The 21263-nt window shown below is 57.1% G+C and carries 18 protein-coding genes; 5 read left to right on the top strand and 13 right to left on the bottom strand.

Annotation, left to right across the window (positions count from 1 at the left end):
• Position 1: 1 nt before the first annotated feature.
• The 8 genes from AB1L30_RS22160 to pdxA form a co-directional block, all read right to left on the bottom strand.
• Entirely contained in the window at positions 2–817 is an 816-nt protein-coding gene (locus AB1L30_RS22160; protein WP_367016076.1) for an ABC transporter ATP-binding protein, read from the bottom strand.
• The gene (locus tag AB1L30_RS22155; protein ID WP_367016074.1) at positions 810–2519 is read right to left on the bottom strand and encodes an FtsX-like permease family protein; all 1710 of its coding nucleotides are present in this window, start codon (positions 2517–2519) and stop codon (positions 810–812) included. The genes AB1L30_RS22160 and AB1L30_RS22155 overlap by 8 nt, the downstream gene beginning before the upstream one ends.
• Before the next feature lie 175 nt (positions 2520–2694).
• Complete coding sequence (gene lysS / locus AB1L30_RS22150; protein WP_367016468.1) at positions 2695–4224, bottom strand: lysine--tRNA ligase; 1530 nt, start codon at positions 4222–4224, stop codon at positions 2695–2697.
• A 685-nt stretch (positions 4225–4909) separates the two neighbouring features.
• A complete protein-coding gene (locus tag AB1L30_RS22145; protein ID WP_367016073.1) occupies positions 4910–5401 on the bottom strand; it encodes a hypothetical protein in 492 nt (163 codons plus the stop codon).
• Positions 5402–6129: 728 nt separating this feature from the next.
• Positions 6130–6516 carry a DUF4870 domain-containing protein gene (locus AB1L30_RS22140; protein ID WP_345088634.1) on the bottom strand — a complete coding sequence of 129 codons (387 nt, stop codon included), beginning with the start codon at positions 6514–6516 and terminating at the stop codon, positions 6130–6132.
• Positions 6517–6563: 47 nt separating this feature from the next.
• Positions 6564–7106, bottom strand: coding sequence for a hypothetical protein (locus tag AB1L30_RS22135; protein ID WP_367016072.1), 543 nt, complete (start codon positions 7104–7106; stop codon positions 6564–6566).
• A 129-nt stretch (positions 7107–7235) separates the two neighbouring features.
• Entirely contained in the window at positions 7236–8450 is a 1215-nt protein-coding gene (locus tag AB1L30_RS22130; RefSeq protein ID WP_367016070.1) for a PQQ-dependent sugar dehydrogenase, read from the bottom strand.
• 99 nt (positions 8451–8549) lie between these two features.
• Complete coding sequence (gene pdxA, locus AB1L30_RS22125; RefSeq protein WP_367016068.1) at positions 8550–9545, bottom strand: 4-hydroxythreonine-4-phosphate dehydrogenase PdxA; 996 nt, start codon at positions 9543–9545, stop codon at positions 8550–8552.
• Between the two features lie 149 nt (positions 9546–9694).
• On the opposite strand from pdxA, the gene AB1L30_RS22120 reads away from it, so the two are divergent.
• Positions 9695–10489, top strand: a complete 795-nt coding sequence (locus AB1L30_RS22120) for a PhzF family phenazine biosynthesis isomerase (protein WP_367016066.1) — start codon at positions 9695–9697, stop codon at positions 10487–10489.
• Here AB1L30_RS22120 and AB1L30_RS22115 read toward each other — a convergent pair.
• Positions 10486–10731 carry a hypothetical protein gene (locus tag AB1L30_RS22115; protein ID WP_367016064.1) on the bottom strand — a complete coding sequence of 82 codons (246 nt, stop codon included), beginning with the start codon at positions 10729–10731 and terminating at the stop codon, positions 10486–10488. The two genes, AB1L30_RS22120 and AB1L30_RS22115, sit on opposite strands and share 4 nt — an antisense overlap.
• A gap of 235 nt (positions 10732–10966) precedes the next feature.
• Here AB1L30_RS22115 and AB1L30_RS22110 point away from each other — a divergent pair, with 235 nt between their 5' ends.
• Together AB1L30_RS22110 and pyrE are read left to right on the top strand one after the other, a co-directional pair.
• Positions 10967–11710: a hypothetical protein gene (locus AB1L30_RS22110; protein WP_367016062.1), complete on the top strand. Its 744-nt coding sequence runs from the start codon at positions 10967–10969 to the stop codon at positions 11708–11710.
• Positions 11711–11805: 95 nt separating this feature from the next.
• On the top strand, positions 11806–12363 hold the full coding sequence (pyrE, locus tag AB1L30_RS22105; protein ID WP_367016060.1) for an orotate phosphoribosyltransferase: 558 nt from the start codon (positions 11806–11808) through the stop codon (positions 12361–12363).
• Here pyrE and AB1L30_RS22100 read toward each other — a convergent pair.
• On the bottom strand, positions 12344–13834 hold the full coding sequence (locus AB1L30_RS22100; protein WP_367016058.1) for an AEC family transporter: 1491 nt from the start codon (positions 13832–13834) through the stop codon (positions 12344–12346). The genes pyrE and AB1L30_RS22100 overlap by 20 nt on opposite strands.
• Before the next feature lie 73 nt (positions 13835–13907).
• Here AB1L30_RS22100 and AB1L30_RS22095 point away from each other — a divergent pair, with 73 nt between their 5' ends.
• The gene (locus AB1L30_RS22095; protein WP_367016056.1) at positions 13908–14369 is read left to right on the top strand and encodes a CbiX/SirB N-terminal domain-containing protein; all 462 of its coding nucleotides are present in this window, start codon (positions 13908–13910) and stop codon (positions 14367–14369) included.
• On the opposite strand, the gene AB1L30_RS22090 is transcribed toward AB1L30_RS22095, so the two are convergent.
• Entirely contained in the window at positions 14366–14731 is a 366-nt protein-coding gene (locus tag AB1L30_RS22090) for a cupin domain-containing protein (protein WP_367016054.1), read from the bottom strand. The genes AB1L30_RS22095 and AB1L30_RS22090 overlap by 4 nt on opposite strands.
• A gap of 147 nt (positions 14732–14878) precedes the next feature.
• Here AB1L30_RS22090 and cysK point away from each other — a divergent pair, with 147 nt between their 5' ends.
• Positions 14879–15820 carry a cysteine synthase A gene (gene cysK, locus AB1L30_RS22085; protein WP_367016053.1) on the top strand — a complete coding sequence of 314 codons (942 nt, stop codon included), beginning with the start codon at positions 14879–14881 and terminating at the stop codon, positions 15818–15820.
• A gap of 87 nt (positions 15821–15907) precedes the next feature.
• Here cysK and AB1L30_RS22080 read toward each other — a convergent pair whose 3' ends face one another.
• Complete coding sequence (locus tag AB1L30_RS22080) at positions 15908–18694, bottom strand: c-type cytochrome domain-containing protein (RefSeq protein ID WP_367016051.1); 2787 nt, start codon at positions 18692–18694, stop codon at positions 15908–15910.
• Positions 18695–18869: 175 nt separating this feature from the next.
• Positions 18870–21263 (bottom strand): DUF1549 and DUF1553 domain-containing protein, encoded by a 2394-nt coding sequence (locus tag AB1L30_RS22075; RefSeq protein WP_367016466.1) that lies wholly within the window; start codon positions 21261–21263, stop codon positions 18870–18872.

The raw sequence follows: 21263 nt of genomic DNA, 5'->3' as shown, positions 1-21263 counted from the left end.
TTTAGACGTGCTCGACGCATCCTTCGACCAGCCGCACGATCGAGTCGGCTTCGTCGGCGATGCTTTGGTCGTGCGTGACCATCACGATGGTCAGCCCTTGCTCTTCGTTCAGCTTACGAAGAATGTTCAGAACTTCTCGGCCGGTCTGGCGATCGAGATTGCCGGTCGGCTCGTCCGCCAGCAGAACCTTCGGATTGCTGATCAACGCCCGGGCAATCGCCGTGCGCTGCATCTCGCCACCGGAAAGCTCACGCGGCTTGTGATTCAAACGATGCCCCAGACCGACCAGTTCCAGCAACTGCCGGGCTCGGTCTTTGAGCTGTTTGCGGTTGGCCCAATACTTGAACAAGCCGTGTGAAATCATTGCCGGCGTCAGCACGTTCTCGAGCATCGTCAGTTCTGGCAGCAAGTGATAGAACTGAAAGATCAGCCCGAACTGGCCATTCCGCAGACGATCTCGTTGACGGGTCGGCAGATTATCGGTCCGCTGTTCGTCGAAGTAGATCTCGCCCCGATCAGGCACATCGAGCGTACCGAGCAGATGCAACAGCGTGCTCTTGCCGCTTCCACTCTGGCCGATGATCGAGGTGATACGTCCTTCATTCGCGACGAAGTCGACCCCTCGCAGCACCGGAATGATGTGCTGACCTTTGCGGTAGCTCTTGTACAGTCCGGTGGTTTTCAGGATGGGACGATCCACTTCAATCGGCGTATCGAAACGATCGGTATTGATGTGAGGGGCTGGCCGTTTGGCTTGAGGCGTCACGGCAGGAACTGGCGTGGTGGTCAGGTAACTGTCGCTCATCGTGTTACTCATATCGAAGGGCCTCCACCGGGTGAAGTCGCGCGGCACGAATCGCCGGCAGAACACTTGCCATCACGGCGATCAACATCGCCCCAGTTACCACCATGACGATTGCCATCGGTTCAACAATCGTCGGGATTTCCTGGAAGTAATAGATTGTCGGATCGAAGACTTCCTGACCGGTTATGATCTCGATCAAGCGGGCGACGTGGTTAATGTTCCACACAAACAGCAGCCCCAGAATGCAACCGACCCCAGAACCAACGATCCCCAGCGAAAGGCCATAACCGACAAAGATGCTCATGATCCCGCCGCCGCTGGCACCCAGCGATTTGAGGATCCCGATGTCCTTGGTCTTCTCGACGACGATCATGTAGAAGGTCGCCAAAATGCCGAAGCCTGCCACGCCGATGATCAGGAACAACAAGATGTTCAGGATCGTCTTTTCCATTTGCACGGCAGCCAACAGCGGTCCCTGCATGTCTTTCCACGACTGGATCCGGAACGGATAAACTTCGGCCGGGAACTCTGATCGCAGGCGGTTGGTGAACTCTTGCAGGTTGGCCCCTGGCTTCAAGCGAATCTGAATGGTCGAGATCGCCGAGCCAAGTTCTGGATGGGTCATGTAGCGCAGCGACTGCAGTTTGCTGAGCGGTACGAACGCGAAGCCGGCGTCGTACTCGTTCATCTTGCTTTCATAGAAGTCGACCACGGTGAACGTTTCACTGATAGCCTTCGGTGGGCTTTCAGCCGAGGGAAAAGTCAAGCGAACATCGTCGCCAGGAACCGCCAGGAAGATATCTTTTACGTTACCATCGGCATCGCGTTGGCGAATGCTGGCGACGGCCATCCCCAGAATGATCCCAGGGGCCTGGTGCTTCATCGGATCGAAGGTTGTGCTTTCCGGCTGCTTATATCGCTGGGCGAAAGGATCGCCACCGGCGGCCGCCAAAGCATTGACGGCTTGGGTTGCCTGCTTCGCCATGCGATCCGCCAGATCGGAAGGCGGTGGCCCCGGCAACGGTGGTGCGCTCGGATCGTCGGCAAACTTCGGCGTTACCACGTCGACCTCGGCTGCGCCGTTCTCGCCCAGCGGACTTGGCATCGCGGCGAACTCGTTCGGATTCGTGCGCCGGGCTTCCGGCATACGACCGGTTTGATGCAGCGTTTCAAAACGTCGCATCTCGTCTTCCAGCTCGCGCTGATATTTGATTTTGTCGCGACGATACTCCCAACCTGATTCAACCAGCTTCGAGTCGTCGGGGCCGTCGTAGCCGTTCTCTTTCAGGTTGAAATCAACCTGCTGACGGTTGGCTGGGTGCTTCAGATATTTCGAGAAGTCGCTGACCTTGTTGTAGGTCTCGTCGTCGATCCCAATGACGGTGACCTGGCGCGGATACCATTGATCGCGAACGCGCAGGTTCAACATCGCTGGCACGTGGACGGTGACGGTCATGTCTTCGATGTCGTCGCCAGCCACTGCTTTGACGGCATCCATGTGCTTCTGCCATTGGTAGAAGCCATCGAGACTGTGGCTTTCCATGACCACGTCCGACAGAATGCCGTGCAGGCGAATGTGCATCTCGTGCGAGAAGCCAGACATCACGGCGTTCACGACCACCATGGTCGCCACGCCCAGCGTCACACTGATAATCGACGCCAGCGCGATGTAGCGCGTGCGGAGATAACGCAGACAGAGCATCAACTTGTACATTGCCAATCCTTCGGCAAACGCGGCACCGCAGGACTGCCCCCGGGGGAGAGGGTGGCCGTACGAATGGATCGAGGTGCGTGACTGCCTGCCGGTCGATCCAGCAGGCAGAAGCTTGCAATGGGTGAAAGCGAACGCTTTCAAGTCTGCCGAACCAGGTCAGCAGAGGCACCTCGAACTAGGCTTCATGCCGCAACAGCGGGAACAAAATGATTTCGCGAATCGTCGCGCTGTTAGTTAGTAACATGACAAGCCGGTCGATGCCAATACCAAGTCCGCCAGCTGGCGGCATTCCGTTGCGTAAAGCACGCACGAAATCGTTGTCCATCTTGGCCATCGAGTCCTCTTCCGACATCCCTTCCAACTGCGTGCGGAACAGCTGTTCCTGCAGATCGGGATCGTTCAGCTCGGTATAGGCGTTGGCCAGTTCCATCCCTTGGATGAACAGCTCGAAACGTTCGGCAATTTCCGGCTCGCCCGTCTTCCGCTTGGTCAACGGGCAGATGCTAGCAGGATAGTCGATCACGAAGATCGGGCCGACCAGCTTGTCTTCGACCGTCTCTTCGAAGATTTCGTTTCGCAGCACGTCGGGATGCTTGCCTTTGGTTTCAAGCCCCAGCTTCTTGGCACAAGCGATCACTTCCGCTTCGTTCGCTGGATCGATACCGGCATGTTCTGCTAGCAGATCGCGATAGCAGCGACGCTGGAATGGCGGCGTGAAATCGATTTCTTTGTCGCCGAACGGAACCTTGTAGCCCGAGCCGATCGCGTCGAGGGCGTTGACGATGATCTTCTGCGTCAGGTCCATCATCGTCTCGTAGTTACCAAAGGCCTGGTAACATTCGAGCATGGTGAACTCTGGATTGTGACGCGGGCTGATCCCTTCGTTGCGATAAACGCGTCCCAGCTCGAAGACCCGTTCCATGCCACCAACCAGCAGTCGCTTCAGATGCAGCTCGAGGGCGATTCGCATCACCAGCGGCATGCCGAGCGCGTTGTGGAAGGTTTCAAATGGGCGAGCGGCAGCACCACCAGCGATGGTGTGCAGCGTCGGGCCTTCGATCTCGAAGTAACCTTCTTCGACCAGCGTATCGCGAACCGAACGGACGATCTGGGTACGCTGCACGAAACGTTCCAGCACGCCGTCGCCATAGGCCAGGTCGAGGTATCGCATCCGCTGACGCAGTTCGGGATCGGTCAGACCCTTGTGCTTTTCCGGCGGGGCTTCCAGCGTCTTGGTCAGGAAGTGCAGCTCTTCGACGAAGATTGTCAGTTCACCGGTCTTGGTCTTCTTCAGTTCGCCATCGACACCGATGATGTCACCCAAGTCGAGACACTGAGCGATCTCCCAGTTGCGTTCGCCGACTTGCGCCTGGCCGAGGAACAACTGGATGGTGCCGGTACGATCGACCAGGTTGATGAAGATCAGCTTGCCGGTCGGACGCATCAGCACGATACGACCTGCGACGCGAACCTTGGGCCCGCTGTAGGTGGTTTGATCGCGACCATTTTCGTTGCTGGTCGTCTCGGTGATTTCCCCTTCCAGGGCACGCACCTCGGAGACAGGCTGCTGATTGTCGAAGCGCTGACCCCAGGGGTCGATGCCCATCGCGACCAGCTTGTCCATCTTCTGACGACGAGCCGCTTCGATGGCATGCACGGCGGCGTTCTCGTCTTCGATCCACGGACGATCGTCGGCCGACAGCATCTTGGCCAGGTTATCGGCCAGCACGTCGGCGAAGGTATCGTTCTCGCCAAAGAGGCAAAGCTTGTTCGGCTTCAATCCTTCTGGCAATCGCAGCAGATCGTGCACTTCGCCGGCGACTTCTTCGCGCTGATCGCCGCCATCGTTACGCTGCGACAGAACGAACCAGATGGCCTGGTGGAACTTGTTGTTCTGGGCACTTTCCAACACCAGATCGAGCTGCTTCTGAGCTTTCTCTTCGGTGTAAGGATTGAGCGACGTCTCGTCGTCGGTGCACAAACCGATGGTCAGGGCAAGCGTGTCCTTCGACTTCACCAACAGCTCTTCGGCTGGAATGGCGCCAGGGTGTCCCTTGTCGTCGGTATCGAAGCAGTGATCGATGATCTCGAAGGTGACGCCGAACTCAGGTTTGGCGGTCTTCTTGTTGAACTCTTTGAAGAACTTGCGGACGTCGCGACACTGGCTGACGGTGTCATTCGACCAGAGTAGAAAGACTTGGTACTTGGACGGTCGATTGGTTGGCTTGGCGGACATGGCCCCTTCCAAAGTTCGTGTCGCTGAAGTCGCGTGACGACGCTTGGGGCCGATTTGCCTGCCCACAGCGGGCAAAAATAGCGTAACCCCAGTTACCGCAAGATTTTACTGGGGTTACCACGTGGGTCAATCGGTAGTTACAGCCGGCGAGGGGCTACTTGGTGATCCCGGCACCTGGCTGTGGCTTGTACTGATAGGCTTGCAGCACGCCCATGTGCAGGCAAAGGTGCTCGCAAACCAGAGCTCGTTTCGAGGCGTCGTGACGGACGATCTCGATCACAGGTGGCGAGGTGTGCTCCATGAAACCAACGTTGAGCAGCTTCTCGTCCCGGTCAGCGTTCCACGAAGAAGTAACGTGGTAGTTTTCGTCGGTCACCACAACACGGCAAGTGTTCTTGGCGTCGCTCGAAGCCGACTCGAAGACGAACAGACGGTGGACCATGCCCCCTTCGTCTTCAAACTTGTTTTCCGAGACCAGCTTGTCTCGGTGTAGCAAGTTGAGCGTCGGGAACGACTCAATCGCCAGGAATGTCATGTAGTTGGCTTTGCGGTAAAGAGACTCGCCAAAGGCGACTCCCAGAACCCCAACCATAATGATCACGGTCAAACTCGACTTCAAAAACTGAGCAGTAGACGTGTTGCCCATCTGCATTCTCCTCTGGTTCCGGTAGGTAGGTCTTTTTGAAGGTGGGAGTGGGTTCGAGCCAGGGTTGTTCAGGCCGTTGGCTCTGCCTCGTCTCGATGGAAATCAAATCTTCTCTAAACAGTGATTCGCATCGGTCTGTGACTGATATTCCACCATTACGCGATTTTGTGCAATGGTTTTTCGAAGAACACTTTTTAGCCAACTTGCTTACGCAAAAATGGGCTCCTTCAAGCGTCTAGTGGGGCCCCGTCGACGCCTTATCAGTCCGATGTACTCGAAAAATTAATTGGCAGGATTTTTCCCTTGAGGCCTTTGGGGGGTTACGGCCTTCCGCAGCATGACAGGTGGGCAATTCATGCGAGCAAGAGAGTAAAAAAGGCGACTCAGGCCGGCAGGGGCAAACGTCGGGGGAAACGGGCCAACCAGAGTCGCCAAAGGGGTCACTAACCTACAGACCATTCTCAGGACCAAGGTCAGTTGCTTAGCTATCTACATTTTCGCTCGTCTGGCGGCCGATGCGATGTGGCAAGCCGAGAATGCGGCAAGCGCAGCGAGCAAACTTGCTGCTCCTAACTGCCATGCTGCCGCATGAGATTATGGCGGCAGTGCTAAAAGTGCCTGCGTAGACAGGGGTTACGATGCCGACAACCCTCTTGCGAAGTGCATCGAACCCCAGGCACTAGTGGAATACGTCTTCCCGAAGCGATCGAAGCCTCGGACCGAGACACTTATCGCAAGATGGGGATCGCCACAGGGATGTTGTAGTAATCCCCTTCATATGCCTTCATGCAGGCCAGCACCGTAAACACGATCTGCAGCACGAAGGTCGCCAGGAAGGTAAGAATCCCGATGTAAACGCAAAACAGCACGCCTGACCCGATGTAGAAGATCGAAAGCGTGATCTGAAAGTTGATCGCCTGCTTGCCATGGAAATCGATGAACGACGACTTCTCCTTCATCAACAACCACAGCACAACCGGTCCCACGATCCATGTGAAGAAGCCCAGGATGTGGCACAACAATGCGATGTTGCGATCGTCCTGGCTCGGCTCTTCCATGCTGCTGGTGAAATCGCCATGGGGAGGCTCTTGAGAAAATGAAGATTGCGTCGACATGCTAATTTCCTATCGGCAAATGAAGGTCTCGATTCCGGCACACTCTATCACGTTGCGAGAGCCGTTTCATCCATTGGCGCGTGCGTTTTCCGATATCGCACCACCATCGAACGAATCATCAGCACCACGCCTCCGACGAATCCGCCGGCATAGCTCGCCCCATGGATCCACAAGTCGGTTAGAAACGCGACATGCTTCTCCGGCGGAACGCGCTCGGCCATTGCTCCCAACAGCGTGACCGATCCGTTGGAAGCTAACACGTAACCAACCACACCGGCCACGGCTGCCAGCCCGGCGGTTACTGCCATCAGTACCAGCATCGGCTTGATCAAGTCGCGAACCGAGAGTTTCACGAGCGAGCCGACGCGACAAATGAACGCCAACGGAATCCCCAGCATCACGCCAACCCACCAGGTCGCTAGCACGCCCCACACCAGACCCAACACGGTTGGATTCGTGGTCCCTCCGAGCACGGGGATATGCCCGATGGTGAAATACTCGACACAGATCCGCGCGGTGACCTGATCGTGGAGAATGCCATAGGTCACGCAAGCCACGACCGACAGCAGAATGATTCCCAATGCTTGCATCGTGCAAACTTTCTTAAGCCAACAAAAAAGGCCGACGCTCGAAGACGCAGCTAACAAGCTGTTCGTTGAACGTCGGCCAATATCGGAAATCGCCGAACGAGTTTCTACTCCATTCGGTCGAATTCTTAACTATTCCGCTGGGGCGAACTCGTAAATCGAGCCATATTCCCCGAAGATTGCGCTCATCAGCACTTCGCCATCTTCCGTTTCGCCAAAGCAAACCACTGGCGGGTTCGATGGTTCTTCGATGCGATAATTCTTGCCAACCTTCTTGGTGTCGTAGTCGTATTCCAAAGCCCACACCTTGCCGGTCACGTAGTCGGCATACAGGAACTTGCCCTGCAGCTGTGGCACCTTCTTGCCACGATAAACGTAGCCGCTGGTGATCGATTTACCGACGTTGTGGTGATACTCGAAGATCGGATCGATGTACTTGGCACCCGACTTAGCGAACTCTTCCGAGAAAGGATGCAGACCTTCGCGAACGTTCCAACCGTAGTTACCACCCTTGGTGATGATGTCGATTTCTTCCCACAGGTTCTGACCGACGTCACCAACCCAGCAGGCACCTGTTTCGCGATCGAAGGTCAGTCGCCAAACGTTTCGCAAACCGTAAGCGTAGATCTCTGGCTTGGCGCCTTCGGTGTTAACGAAAGGATTGTCGGCAGGGATGCCGTAGTTCTGACCGTTCTCTTTCTTATCGACGTCGATACGCAGAATCGAACCCAACCAGGTCGAGAGGTTCTGACCGTTGCCAAATGGATCGTTGGCTTTGCCACCATCACCCAGACCAACGTACAAGTAACCATCGGGACCGAACTCGATGCTACCGCCGTTGTGGTTCCAGAAAGGCTGCTCGATCGTCAGCAAGACCTCTTCCGAGTTCGGATCACCCTTGGTCGGATCGTCCTTCATGGTCTTGAATCGCGAGACGTGCGAGACGAGACCTTTCTTGATCGTGTAATACAAGAAGAACTCGCCGTTCTCTTTGAAGTTCGGATGGAAGGCGAGGCCCAGGAAACCTTCTTCGTTCTGGCGTGGGTTGAAACGAACCGAGTCTTCGATATCGAGGAACACTTCAGGTTCTTCCACCTCCGGATCGTTCGGCACGGCCAGGATCACGCCTTGCTGTTCGGCGAAGAAGATCCGGTTCGAGCCATCGCCTGCATGGGTGATGGTGACCGGGCGACGGATACGCAGGTTGGTGAAGGTCTTCTTCAGCTTGACCGGCAACACAGGATCGTTCGGGATCGGTGGCCCTTCTTCTGGCTTCTGAGCCGCAACCGGCAGAACCAGTAAGGCGATCATCGGGAGGGCGAACAACAAACGAAGCAGGCGATTCATAGGGGAGATGCTCTCTCTTGGGAGGTAATCGAAATACGGGTTGGCTGCCGCAAAGCTTCTCTATTCTAGCTTGGCGTCAGGGTCGGTTCCATGCTCGGATTAGTCGGATGCCAGATCCCGCGCGAGTCGCACGGCGTGGATCATGCTCGACACCTTGGCTTTCCCCTGCCAGGCAATATCGAAGGCCGTTCCGTGATCCACCGAAGTCCGAACCAGTGAAAGGCCGAGGGTCGTATTCACCGCCACGTCAAACGCCAAGGCTTTCAAAGGGATATGCCCCTGGTCGTGGTACATGCAGACCACGCAGTCGTACAGCGGACGACGTTCCGCCAGAAACGCGGTGTCCGGGGGCACTGGACCATCGATCGAAACGCCACGCTGACGAGCCGCCGCGATGGCAGGCTCGATGATGCGTTCTTCTTCGCGATCGCCAAACAAACCATGTTCCCCCGCATGCGGATTGAGCCCGCACACCAAGAGGCGTGGCTCGCGCTGACGAATCTTCCGCATCGCAGCCACGGTCAGATCGATGACTTCGCCGATCCGTTCGATCGTCAGCAGCTCGGGCACATCGCGATAGCCGACGTGGGTGGTCACAAAGCTGCAAGTTAGTTCCTGGCTGGTCAGCATCATGCAGCCCGGCTGATTGCCGCAGCGTTCGATGAAGATCTCGGTATGGCCAGGGTAAAAATGCTTCGCCGCGTGCAGGGCTTCTTTATTGATCGGCCCGGTCGTAATGCCATCGGCCTTGCCGGCCAGGGCGAAATCGATCGCCTTCATGATGTACTGGTAACAGGCCTCGCCCCCTTCGGCCGTGACCTTGCCCGGCTCGAAGCGGGCCGCGTCGATCGTCCCGAAATCGACCACCGTCGCCCGATCGATCCCCTGAAGATCGAGGTCATCCTGGAACGGAACGACATGGGTCGCCGGTGGAAGCTGACAAGTTTCGGCCACACGCTGCAGGATCGCCGCGTCGCCGAAGACCACCGGCACGCACCCGGCATAGTGGGTAGGATCGGACAGCAATCGCAGACAGACCTCGGGCCCGACCCCGCCGGGGTCTCCCATCGTTACGATGATTCGCGGAAGCGACACGCCTTCAACTCTCTCTTGGGTGGCGACTGAAATGGATCCGTTCTATTGTAACTTCCAGCGACATTCCGCCGAGGTGGGCGAACCTTAGCCCCAGGTCGCCGTGTCCGACAGGCCTCGCTGCTGCCCACCCTTGTAAGGTTACCACTGTCATGACTCACGTGCTGTACCAGGTCGATGCGTTCACTCAGGTTCCCTTCGCCGGCAATCCGGCCGCGGTCTGTTGGCTTGATCAGCCCAAAGACGACCATTGGATGCAGCAAGTTGCCGCGGAAATGAATCTCTCGGAAACGGCGTTTGTCTATCCTGAAGAGGACTCGCTACGGCTACGCTGGTTCACGCCGGCGGTCGAAGTCGATCTGTGCGGTCACGCCACGCTGGCGACGGCTCACGCCTTATGGCAAGCCAATCGTGTCCCTGCCGGCAAACCGATTCCGTTTGAAACCCGCAGCGGAACGCTCACCGCCACGCCAGTCGGTCAGGCCATCGAGCTCGACTTCCCCATTGCCCCGGCGCACGAAACAGCCCCGGTGGATGGATTGCTGGAAAGTCTGGGGCTGAGTGAGATTTTGTTTTGTGGAAAGAACCAATACGACTGGCTGATCGAAGTCGCTTCGGCCGAGATGGTTCGTCAGCTTCGCCCTAACTATTCGCTGCTGGGGCCGGCATGTGCTCGCGGAGTGATGGTGACATCTCAGAGCGACGACACGAAATACGATTTCATCTCCCGCTTCTTCGCGCCGGCGGCTGGCGTCGATGAAGACCCGGTGACCGGGTCGGCTCACTGCGTGCTTGGTGCGTATTGGAGCCAGAAGCTTGGCAAGCCAAAGCTGGCGGCCTATCAGGCATCGCCGCGCGGGGGAGAGTTGGAAGTCGAGATTCGAAACGACCGTGCCCTCCTAAGAGGGCACGCTGTTACGGTGGCTAAGTTGGAGTTGCTGGTCTAGTCTGGCTTGTTCACCAGACCGACCTTCGCCAGCAGCGTGTGCAGGCTATGATCGATGACCGAAGGCTGGGCATCGAGACACGAGAATCTGCCTTGGTTCTGCGTGAGAATTGGATAACCAATCACCCCTGCGAGTAGCAAGATCCCTGCCCCTTCCAGGACAACCGCACGCAGCAGATTCACTCCCTGACCAGTGAGAGTCTTGCGTTTGCTGGGACCGGTGTGTCGTTTCTTCGTTGCCATGATTCCTCCGTGTGCTATCGATTCGGTGTTGCCAGGGCCGAAGTTGCTCTCCGTCTTGAACCTCGCCTGGGAACGAACTTTGTTACGGTCCGACGCAGGGCTCAGTTCGCGATTTCTTCGTAATTTGTCGGGGTCGACTGATAGCACAACCCCTGTCGATTGAACCGTGGCAGATAGGGGGTAATTGATGTTATTCTGAAGCGTCGCCGAAAACTCCTCTTCTGACAGCCCTGGCATGCCACTCCCTGAATCGCCTTCCGAACCGAAACGCCCCGAGCGCGAGCCTTGGCGTATCGAGCTTTTGATTGTCTTCCTGGCAATCCTGATGCCGGCCACCGTGATCGTAGTCGGCGGGCTGATCTTGAACTGGGCCGTTCGCCCGACGGTGCCGGTGGTGCATGACGAACAGAACCCGCTGGTTCGCAAGTTTCGGCATGTCGGCTTCGAGATCGGGCGCGATCACGAGGACAATATCCAGGTCATCACCACGCCGAATCCTTTGCTGGTGACCGATCGCGACCTGGCCTTGGTGACCGGACTGCCGGAACTGCGCGTGCTCGATCTACGGGGAACTCAGATCACCGACGCGGCGCTGGAACACTTGAAAGACCTGCCGCAGATTCAAGAGCTTTACGTTGGAGGCTCGGTGGTGACCGATACCGAGCCGACATTGTTTCACGCGCGGTTCACCGATCACGCGGTCGATCCACTGGTAAAGCTGACGACGCTGAAGGTATTGAGCCTGGCCAAGACCGACATCGGCGATCCGGCGGTCGCCCAGCTGCCGGCCCTGCCCCATCTGGAAGTTCTGTTTCTGCTGGGGACCAAGGTCACCGACGACTGCGTCGAATCGCTGGCCCAGATGAAGTCGCTGAAAGAGCTTTACCTGCAAGAGACCGCCGTGACGCCGGCTGCCCTCGAAAAACTTCGGGCCGAGCTCCCAGATACGAAGATCTTGCCGCTGGCCGAATCAACGTAGTGGGCGGCCCCGTTTGCCCCCCTGCGCGGCCCATGGCCGATGCGGTACGATGGCATTTCTACGGCAAAATGTCCCTGCGATCGAGGAAATTCCTAATGCAATACAGCAAAGAACGGCTGATTGAAATTGTTCGAGACAAAGGTCTGAAGTTCGGCGACTTCACCCTCGCTTCCGGCAAGAAGGCAAGTTATTACCTCGATTGCCGCAAGGTGACCCTTTCCAGCGAAGGTGCTTTGCAGGTCGGCCTTGGCATTCTGGAAATGCTAGGCGACAACCTTCCCGATGCGGTCGGTGGGATGGCGATCGGTGCCGATCCGATTTCGGCTTCGGTCATCACCACGGCTGCCGTTCAAGGCAAGTCGCTGGCCGGGTTCATCGTTCGTAAAGAAGCCAAGGCACACGGCACCGGCCAGGATGTTGAAGGCCCAGTGGTCGCTGGCAACGAATGCGTGATCGTGGAAGACGTAGTCACCACCGGCGGCAGCTCGCTGAAAGCGATCGAAAAAGTCGAAGCGGCCGGGCTGAAGGTGCTGGGCGTGATCGCGATTGTCGATCGTCTGGAAGGTGGCAAAGAAGCCTTTGCCGCAGCAGGATACGAACTGCGCACCCTGCTGACGATCGAAGACTTCGGAATCACTCCTCCACAGCGATAAAGATATCGACGCGGTTCGGGCTGGCTTCGTCATAGATCTCGAAGTCAGCCTCGAACGATCGACTGTAGGTCGAGTCTTCTTCAAAGTGGCGCCAGATCTTCTGCCACGTTTCGAGCACGACCTGGGGCATCTCCCCTTCTCCGACGAAGTGCAGATAGTTGCCCCGATGAATGCGGACCTTGTCCAAAGCTTCGGGCACATCGGCATCGGCGCCGATCTGCTTACCCAGCAAGATGGTGAACTTGCCAGACTGGTCCGACTCGTAGTCGCCATAAACGGCGATCCGTTTGCCAGGCGAGACAGGGTCGACGATTAACGAATCGATCTGATCTTGATCGTACTTATCGTACAGCAGTGGAATCTGCGCCGTCTCGGGATTCATTTCACTGCGGTTATTGGTCCGAACCGAAATCCCGACGATTTTCATCGCTTCGACCGGCTCTAGCTGCGGTGCCACGATTATCTCCTCCGGAGTTTGCTGAAGCACTGTGGTCTCGAGTCCGAGCCACGCAATGCCCGTTGAGATCCAGATAGGAATTGTAACAAATCCTACCACCGTCGAGGCAATCACCACCCGCAAAGCGGTTCGGGCATCCCCTCCGTAATGCTTGGTCAGCACTACCGGAAACACGGCCGCCGGCATCGCTGCTTGAATTGCGGCCACTTGCTTCAGTTCCAGCGAAACCGGCAGGTAGATCGCCGCCAGCAAAAACAAGAATGGCAGGAACGCCAGTCGCAACATGACGGCTGAAATATAGGTTGGCCAGGCACTGCTGGCATCGGCTTCGACTTTCGCGTGGAAGATCTGATCGTAGAACGTCGCCCCGATCAAAAGCATCATCAGCGGAATTGCTCCGGCCGACAAAATGCTGGTGATCTGGGTGATGAAAGTGGGCACCATATCGGCCCATCCCATTTCGTTGATCAACAACGAAATCACGATCGTCACGCTCGGTGGGTTCAGGACATTTTTCCACCACCCCTTCGTCAGACCACCACTGGCCAGGCTAACACCGATCGTCCAGATGCCCAACTCGACGCCGACGTTATGCAGAAACAGCACCCCCAGGGCCCGTTCTCCGAAGATCTCTTGGATCAGCGGTATCGGAATGAACCCGTAGTTGAAGATGCCGATACAAACGGCGAACGAGTGAATCTTGTCCGGAGTATCGAAGCCAAGCCTCGCCCCGCTTCCTCGGGCGTAAAAGTACGCGACGAAGCATCCCAAGGCGACCGCCAGAAAGCCCCAGACCGGAGGCAGATAAACATTGGCTGCCGTTTCGAAGGCGGGATTGCCGACCACCTTCACGAAAATGAAACACGGCATCAAGATACGAATACCAAGTTTCAGCAGACCTGCGTCCGCTTCACGTGAGAGCCACTGCAGCGAACGAGCAACGCCGCCAATTCCCATCACGGTGAAAACCGCGGCCGTTATGCTTACAATCGTAATAACTTGCGTGAGATTCATCGCCCCAACTTAGTCGTTAGCTTCCTAGCGAACAATTAGGCCCTATTACTCTTCATCAGGAAGTGCTCCTCGGATGCAGCAAACCACATCAGGCTCGGACAAACTGGGCATCATTATCGTCGATCATGGTTCGCGGCGGGCCGAAAGCAATGAACTCCTGCTGCAGGTGGTCGAGCTGTTTCGTCAGTCGAGCGGTTATGCGATTGTGGAGCCTGCCCATATGGAGCTGGCCGAGCCTTCGATTGCCGCGGCCTTCCAGAAATGCGTGGAGCAAGGAGCCGAGACGATTGTCGTCCATCCTTACTTTCTCTCGCCCGGTCGGCATTGGCATGAAGACATTCCGCGCCTCGCCCAAGAGGCCGCCCAGAACTATCCTGGGCTAAAGCACCTGGTGACCGCGCCGCTGGGGCTGCATCCCCTGATGGCGGAAATCATGCAGCAGCGGATCGCCACCTGCCTGGCCCATTGCCAGCAAGACGCTCCGCGATGCGATGTCTGCACCCCGGAAAGCAGTTGCCAGTTTCGCCAGGCTTAGGATTCGACCAGCACGGTGTCGTCGTGTTCGTATGCCGGTGCGCAGCAGCAGAGCAAGCGGAGCGTTTCGGTCCCAGTATTGGTGATTTGATGCACCTGCCCTGGCGGGATCGCGACCGCATCGCCGACCTTCACTTCGCGGAATTCGTCGCCGATCTGCATCCGCCCTTCACCATGCGTTATGTAATAGATCTCTTCCGTTTTCGGGTGATAGTGGGCCGTGGTGCTCGCTCCGATCGGCAGCCGCGCTTCGGCCAGACTTTGCTTCTGGATGCACGAATTGCGATGGGCCAGCAGCTCGCGAATCTCGGAACCATCTTTGGTGGTAAACGGCGGTGCCTCGTTCAAATTGACGACGTCCATAGTCCCCTTAGTCCTGTCGGTTGTGTTCTGGCACAGCAGCGAAAGCTATGCGAGAATCTTCATTGACACATTTGCGTGCCAATTGCTAACTTGCGAAAATTTTCACCTAAGCTTCGCACTTTCACGGACATCACGAAGGAACCGATCATGCCCCGTATGAAGACCTTTAACGACGCGTGCCACGCAATCGGCGATACCCCGATGATACATATCAATCGGTTGATCCCCCAGGGCGGAGGCGAGGTTTTCGCAAAGTGTGAGTGGTTCAACCCAGTGAACAGCGTCAAAGATCGCATCGGTTACGCCATGATCGCCGACGGCGAAAAGCGTGGCGTGGTGACCAAAGACACGCACATCATCGAACCAACTTCGGGCAACACCGGCATCGCCTTGGCATTCGTCTGTGCGGCGAAGGGTTATAAGCTGACCCTGACCATGCCAGAATCGATGTCGTTGGAACGTCGCGCTTTACTGCGTGCGATGGGTGCAAACCTCGTTCTGACCCCAGCCGCGGAAGGCATGAAGGGCGCCATCAACACGGCTGCCCAGATGGTCGAAAAGGAAGAGAACGGCTGGATGCCAGGTCAGTTCGATAACCCAGCCAACCCAGCGATTCACGAAGCCACCACCGGCCCAGAAATCTGGGAAGACATGGAAGGCAAAGTCGATGTCCTGATCTCTGGCGTCGGGACCGGCGGAACGATCACTGGCTCCACTCGCTTCTTGAAGTCGAAGAACCCGAACTTCAAAGCGATTGCTGTCGAACCCAAGAACTCGCCCGTGATCAGTGGTGGTCAGCCTGGCAAGCATCGCATCCAAGGCATCGGTGCCGGCTTCATCCCTGGCAACCTCGACACGTCGCTGATCGACGAAGTCATTCAGGTCGATGACGAAGACGCCTTTGAATATGGCCGCTTGCTGGCCAAGGAAGAAGGCCTGGTCGCTGGTATCAGCAGTGGTGCCGCCATTTGGGCCGCGAAGCAAGTTGCCGCTCGGCCTGAAATGAAGGGTAAGCGAATCGCGGTGATCCTGTGCAGCCTGGGCGAACGTTATCTGTCGACGCCGCTGTTCGGTGGCCTGGAAGGCTAGTCTTTACCGCTCATCAAGACACAAAAAAGGGACGACCTGCCGTGCGGGTCGTCCCTTTCTTTTTGGCGATAGTTTGCCAATGCCCTTTTATTGATAAACGTTCTGCAGCATTTCCTGCTGGCGTTTGAGATCTTGCAGCTTGGCCTGGGCGGTGGCCATCTCTTCCGAACCTGCTTCCACCTTCTGCTTCGAGTCACGCAGCTTGGCGTAAACAGCCGACTTCTCTTCCATGGTCTTGTCGAGCTGAGCTTGCAGCTTTGCGATTTCCGCCAGCTTGGCTTCCATCTGCTTTTCCAGTTCGGCCATCTGAGCCGCGGCTTCTGCCATGGCTTGTTCCTTGGTTTGAATGCCGGTCAGCATGGCGGCCTGTTCTGCTTGCAGCTTGGCAGGGAAGGCCGCGAAATCAGCCTTCTCCTTCTTCAAAGCTTCCAGGTCCTGCTTGGCGGCAGCGGCACGTTCGGCAGCAGCCTTTGCAGCAGCAGCCTTGTCGTTCATGTCCTTCTCGACGTTCGGCTTGCCTTCTTCCAGCTTCTTCAGCTGCTCGGCATGCTTGTTGATCTCGTCGCCATACCTCTTGGCCAGGTTCTGCTGACTGCCCATCTCCTTGGATGCGTCATCCTTCGCTTTCTTGGCCGCTTCGATTTCACCCTTCGCCGAAGCAAGCTGGGTGTCGGCGGTTTGCTTGTTCTGCTTCGCGGAAGCGATGCTCTTTTCAGCAGCAGCCTTCTCTTCGTTGGCCTTGCCTGCTTCGGCTTGCAGCTTCTTGACCTCGGCGTCGGCAGCAGCGATCGCTTCGGCATCTTTCTTCAACTCGGCGTCTTTACCACCAACCGCATCGGTCGACTTCTTCACTTCGGCGGCCAGCTTGTCGACTTCACCCTGAGCGGCCATCTTTTCCTGCGTCAGCGAATCGATTTCCTTCTGCTTCGATTCTTTCTGATCGTCGGGAGTCGTTTCCTTTTGTTTAACGGCTTCGGCGATCTTGGCGTCGAGGTCAGCCACTTTCTTCTGGGCTGCTTCGTGAGCTTGCTGTTGAGCGGCAAGCTGCTTCTTCAGATCTTCCAACTGCTTCTGATGCTCGGCCTGAGCACCCTTCGCGCTGTTGAGTGCGTTCGTCTTGTCCTGAACCTTCTTGCCGTAGTCGGCAAGCTTGGCGTTGATCTGGTTCAAGGACTGTTCTGCCTTGGCGATTTCACCGGCCCAGTTCTTGGCGTCGGCATCTTTCGCTGCGGCTTCTTGTTCTTTTTGCTTTTGGGTTGCTTCCGATTGAGCAATCGCCTTCTTCAGTTCTTCCACTTTGGCGTTAGCGGCATCCATGGCGGTCTTCGCGTCGGCGCTGGCCTTCTTGGTGTTCTCGATCGCGGCCAGATGATTGTCCCAGGCCTGCTTGGCTGCAGCCGCGGCACCACCCTGATCGGCAGCCGCTTTATCCAGCGTGCCAATTTCGGACTGGAGACTGGCGATCATCTGGTCGTAGGTTGGCGTGACGGCTTTCAGCTTGCCCAGCTCTTGCATGCCTTCAACCTGATAGACGCGGATCTCTCCGGTCCAGTCGCCGACCACAATCTTGGTGCTGTCGTAATTGAAACAAGCACGCAGGGTCAAGTCGCCGAAGCCAGCGGTCTTGGCGAGTTCTTTGCCGTCGCCAGCCCAGACCTTGGCCACCTTATCGCGACCTGCCGTGACCATGCGGCCGTCGTGCGTGTAACTGACCCACTCGGCACCGCCACCATGGGCGTTGAACGACTTGATGTTCTTCCCTTCGACCATTTCCCACAACTTGACGGTCCCGTCGGTGCTGGCCGAGGCCAAGACGTTCGAGTCAGGCTGCCAGCTCACCGAGTTGATCGCTTCTTTGTGGCCCTGCAGGTTGAGGTACTCGCGTGCCGTATCGGCTTCCCAGACGAACAAGCCATTCGAGCGGTCGCCCGAGGCGAGCAGCACGCCATCTGGACTGTAAGCGATGGTGGTCACCCAGTCGGTATGCTTTTTGACTTCGTGCAGCAGCGAACCGTCGTCGGTCGAGTAAATCCGGAGCAAACGTTGCGGCCCACCAAGGGCCACGCGCGAAAGATCAGGGCTGACATCAGCCGCCAGCACGACATCGTATTCGTCACCCACCGTCACCAGCGGCTTGCCGGTGCGGACGTTGAACAACGTCACGCTACCCGAGTAACCACCTCGGCCACCACCAGCCATCAGCACTTCGCCGTTGCGGCTAAAGCGGAGGATGTAAGGGACCCCTTGTGGATAAGGAATCACGCCGAGCAACTTCAACGTGTCGGTGTTGTAGAGAGCGATTTGCTTTTGACCGGCAATGGCCACCAGCGGAGCCCATGGGCTGTGCGCCATCGCGGTGATCGCACCGGTGCTTTGCAGTTCCATGACCGGAGCTTTCCACAGACCTTCCGGCATTGCCGCAGGGCCTTCTGGCTTGCCGGTGGTCACCGGTCCGCTCATCGCCAGGCCGCTCTTCTTCTTGGCTTTTACTTTCGAGCCACTGTTTTCCAGGGCTCCTAGCTCGATCCACTTCTTGATGATGTCTTGCTTTTCCTGGGCGATCAGATCCTGGCCCGGGGGCATCTTCGGCGTTTCAGCACCACTGATCAGCGCGAACAACCGCGAGCTCTCGACATCCTGGGCGATGACCACTTCACCACCGGCACCACCTTCCAAGGTCGCACCGAAGTTCTCGAGGTTCAAACCACCTTTGGCGTCGTTCTGGTTGTGACAGGTGAAGCAGTGCTCGCGGAAGATGGCCCGGACGTGATCGTCGTAGGTGATCTTCTCGACATCGCCGGCCGGTTTGGCGTCGTCAGCGACGGCGACCGTAGTCAAACCGAACAGAACCAGAAATGAGAGGGTATAGCGCATCGCTCAATCTCTGTGCGAAAAAAGGCAGGCAAACAAAGGTGGGTCGCAAGGCAGCGTGGCGGAAACCGCCGCAGGCCTGGGATGTCTGCCCGAAGGATGCGTCGTTGGACACACGCTCGGGCGTTAATCAATCCTAGGCCACTTCTGCCGATCAGGCCGAAATTAGCGGGCCTGGTTAGTGGTTAAACATGAACTCACGCGAGTTCAAGACCGCCCAGAAGACGTCCTCGAATCCTCGCTGCTTGTTCTCTTCTTCCTTCATCACCGCAACCAGCTTTTCCTTTTCTTCACTGGTTGGCTTACGGCTCAGGCAGCGGACGAAGATCTTGTCGATGATCTGATCTTCGGTCAAACCTTCCTTCACCCAGCCTTCGACCAGCTTGCCGCGGGCGATCTTGTCTTGCGTGGCCGAGCCATTAAGCATGTGCAGGGCCTGGGACAAGGTAGGCGAAGTCGAAGCTTCACAGCTGCAAACCGTTTCACGCTGGCTACGGCCGAACGTTGTCAGGAAGTAGCTCGAAGTTTTGCCGTCGGCAATCTGCACCGCTCGGGAACCGAGAGGCAAACCACCGAACTTCTCATCATGATTGGTCGCCAGGCTGATGCAATCCAAAAGCTGTTCGGCTGAAATGCGACGAACCTGAGCGTAGGCAAAGTTCTTGGTATCGGTCTTGTTGCTGTCGTTGGGCACCGTGGTTCGCTGATAGGCCTGCGAAGCACAGATGTCGCGGACAAGCTTCTTGAAGTCGTAGTTGTACTCAATCAGCTTGTCGCCCAGCTTCTGGTAGAGCTCAGGGTTGCTGGCAGGATTGCTCACGCGGACGTCGTCGACAGGATCGACGATCCCCACGCCAAAGAAGCTGGCCCAAACCCGGTTGGCAACACTCGTGGCGAAGTATGGGTTCTCAGGTGCGGTCAGCCACTCGGCCAGCACTTCACGACGATCGCGGTTTTCCAGGTTCGGTTCGACACCACCGAGGAACTTCGGAGGCATCACGCGGTTGTCGACCAAGTGACGGACGTCGCCTCCGCGGCGATCGTAGACGATTCGTTCACGGTAGTCCTCCGTATTCTTACGACCGATCTGAGCGAAGAAGGCAGCGAAGCCGTAGTAGTCGTCCATCGTCCAGCGATCGAACGGATGGTTATGACACTGGGCACACTGGGTTCGCAGACCCATGAAGACCTGGGCCACATTTTCGGCCGTCTTCAGCGTATCGCGTTCGATTTCATAGTAGTTGGTCGCTGGGTTGCTGAAGGTACCGCCGGAAGCGGACAGCAGTTCGCGAACCATTTGATCGAGCGGAACGTCGTTCGAGATCTGATCGGTCAACCAACTGTTGTAGAGGAATGCCGACTTCTCGCTGACGTTGTTGGTGCTCTTGATCATGAGCAGTTCGGCCCAACGCATCGCCCAGATTTCTGAAAACTCTTTGCGTTCCAGCAGACGATCGACCAACTTGGCTCGCTTGTCACCAGAGGTGTCGGCCATGAAGGTGTTGTACTCTTCTTCGGTTGGCAGCAGGCCGGTGATATCGACCGTCGCGCGACGCAGGAACTCTTCGTCGGTGCACAATTCACTTGGCACGATACGCAGCTTGTGCAGCTTGGCACCGACCAGCTCGTCGATGTAATTACCGGCGACTTGCGGCTTTTCGTACTGCAGATCTTTCGGCAGCACGATTACTTGGCTACCGACTGTGTGCGTGTCGAAACGAGCCATCACGAATGCTTCGCCACGCTTCGAGGCGGTGCAAAGACCGTTCTGGTCGATCGGGGCCGAGTTGTCGTTGTTCGACTGGAAGACGGCCAGATCGGTCACGTCGCGGGTCGTGCCATCGGCGTAGAACGCTTTGACGATAAACGCTTGCTGAGCCCCTTCTCCTTCGAGAACGGCCTTCGGTGGATAGATCTCGATCTTGTTACAACGTGGCACTTCGCCTTGGTCTGGCTGAGCCCCTGTTTCCAACCAACGCAGCAGCGTGGCGTAGTAATCGGAGTCCTTTTCAAACAATTTGCCACCGGTGTGCGGCACACTGCCGATTGCCTTTTCGAGCAGCAAGCTCGATTCGGGATCGGCCAGATTCACGCGGCGAGTGGCCTGTTCGCGGGTCACGCGGAAGTAGTCGCCAGCTGGATCGAAACCGAACAGCGACAAGCGGAAGCCATCTTTACCGCGAGCGGCACCATGGCAGCTACCGGTATTACAGCCCGCTCGCATGAAGACCGACATGACATCCAAGTGGAAGCTGACAGGACGTTCTTCGGTGGCCTTTTCCACCTTCACAGGAACCTCGACTTTGTGCCCGGCGTATTCCACCTTGAGCATCGTTTCGCCGTCGGCGACTGGCAAAAGCAGATTGCCTTCACGCTTGACCTTGCCTTCTTCGGCCAAGGCAACGGTGGCCTGGGCGGTGACATCGAGCGTCACGTCATCGTTGCGGGTAGCGACCACGACGTAGTGCTGCGAATCACGCGTGGTGAGCAATTCGATCGAGGAAGGGTAGACATCAATCTTGCGGATTGCGGTCTCGGCCTGGGCAGTTGATGCCACGAGGCAAAGCAGCAT

The sequence above is a fragment of the Bremerella sp. JC817 genome, from assembly GCF_040718835.1.
Lineage (GTDB): Bacteria > Planctomycetota > Planctomycetia > Pirellulales > Pirellulaceae > Bremerella.
This window is presented reverse-complemented; position numbering and strand designations above follow the sequence as displayed.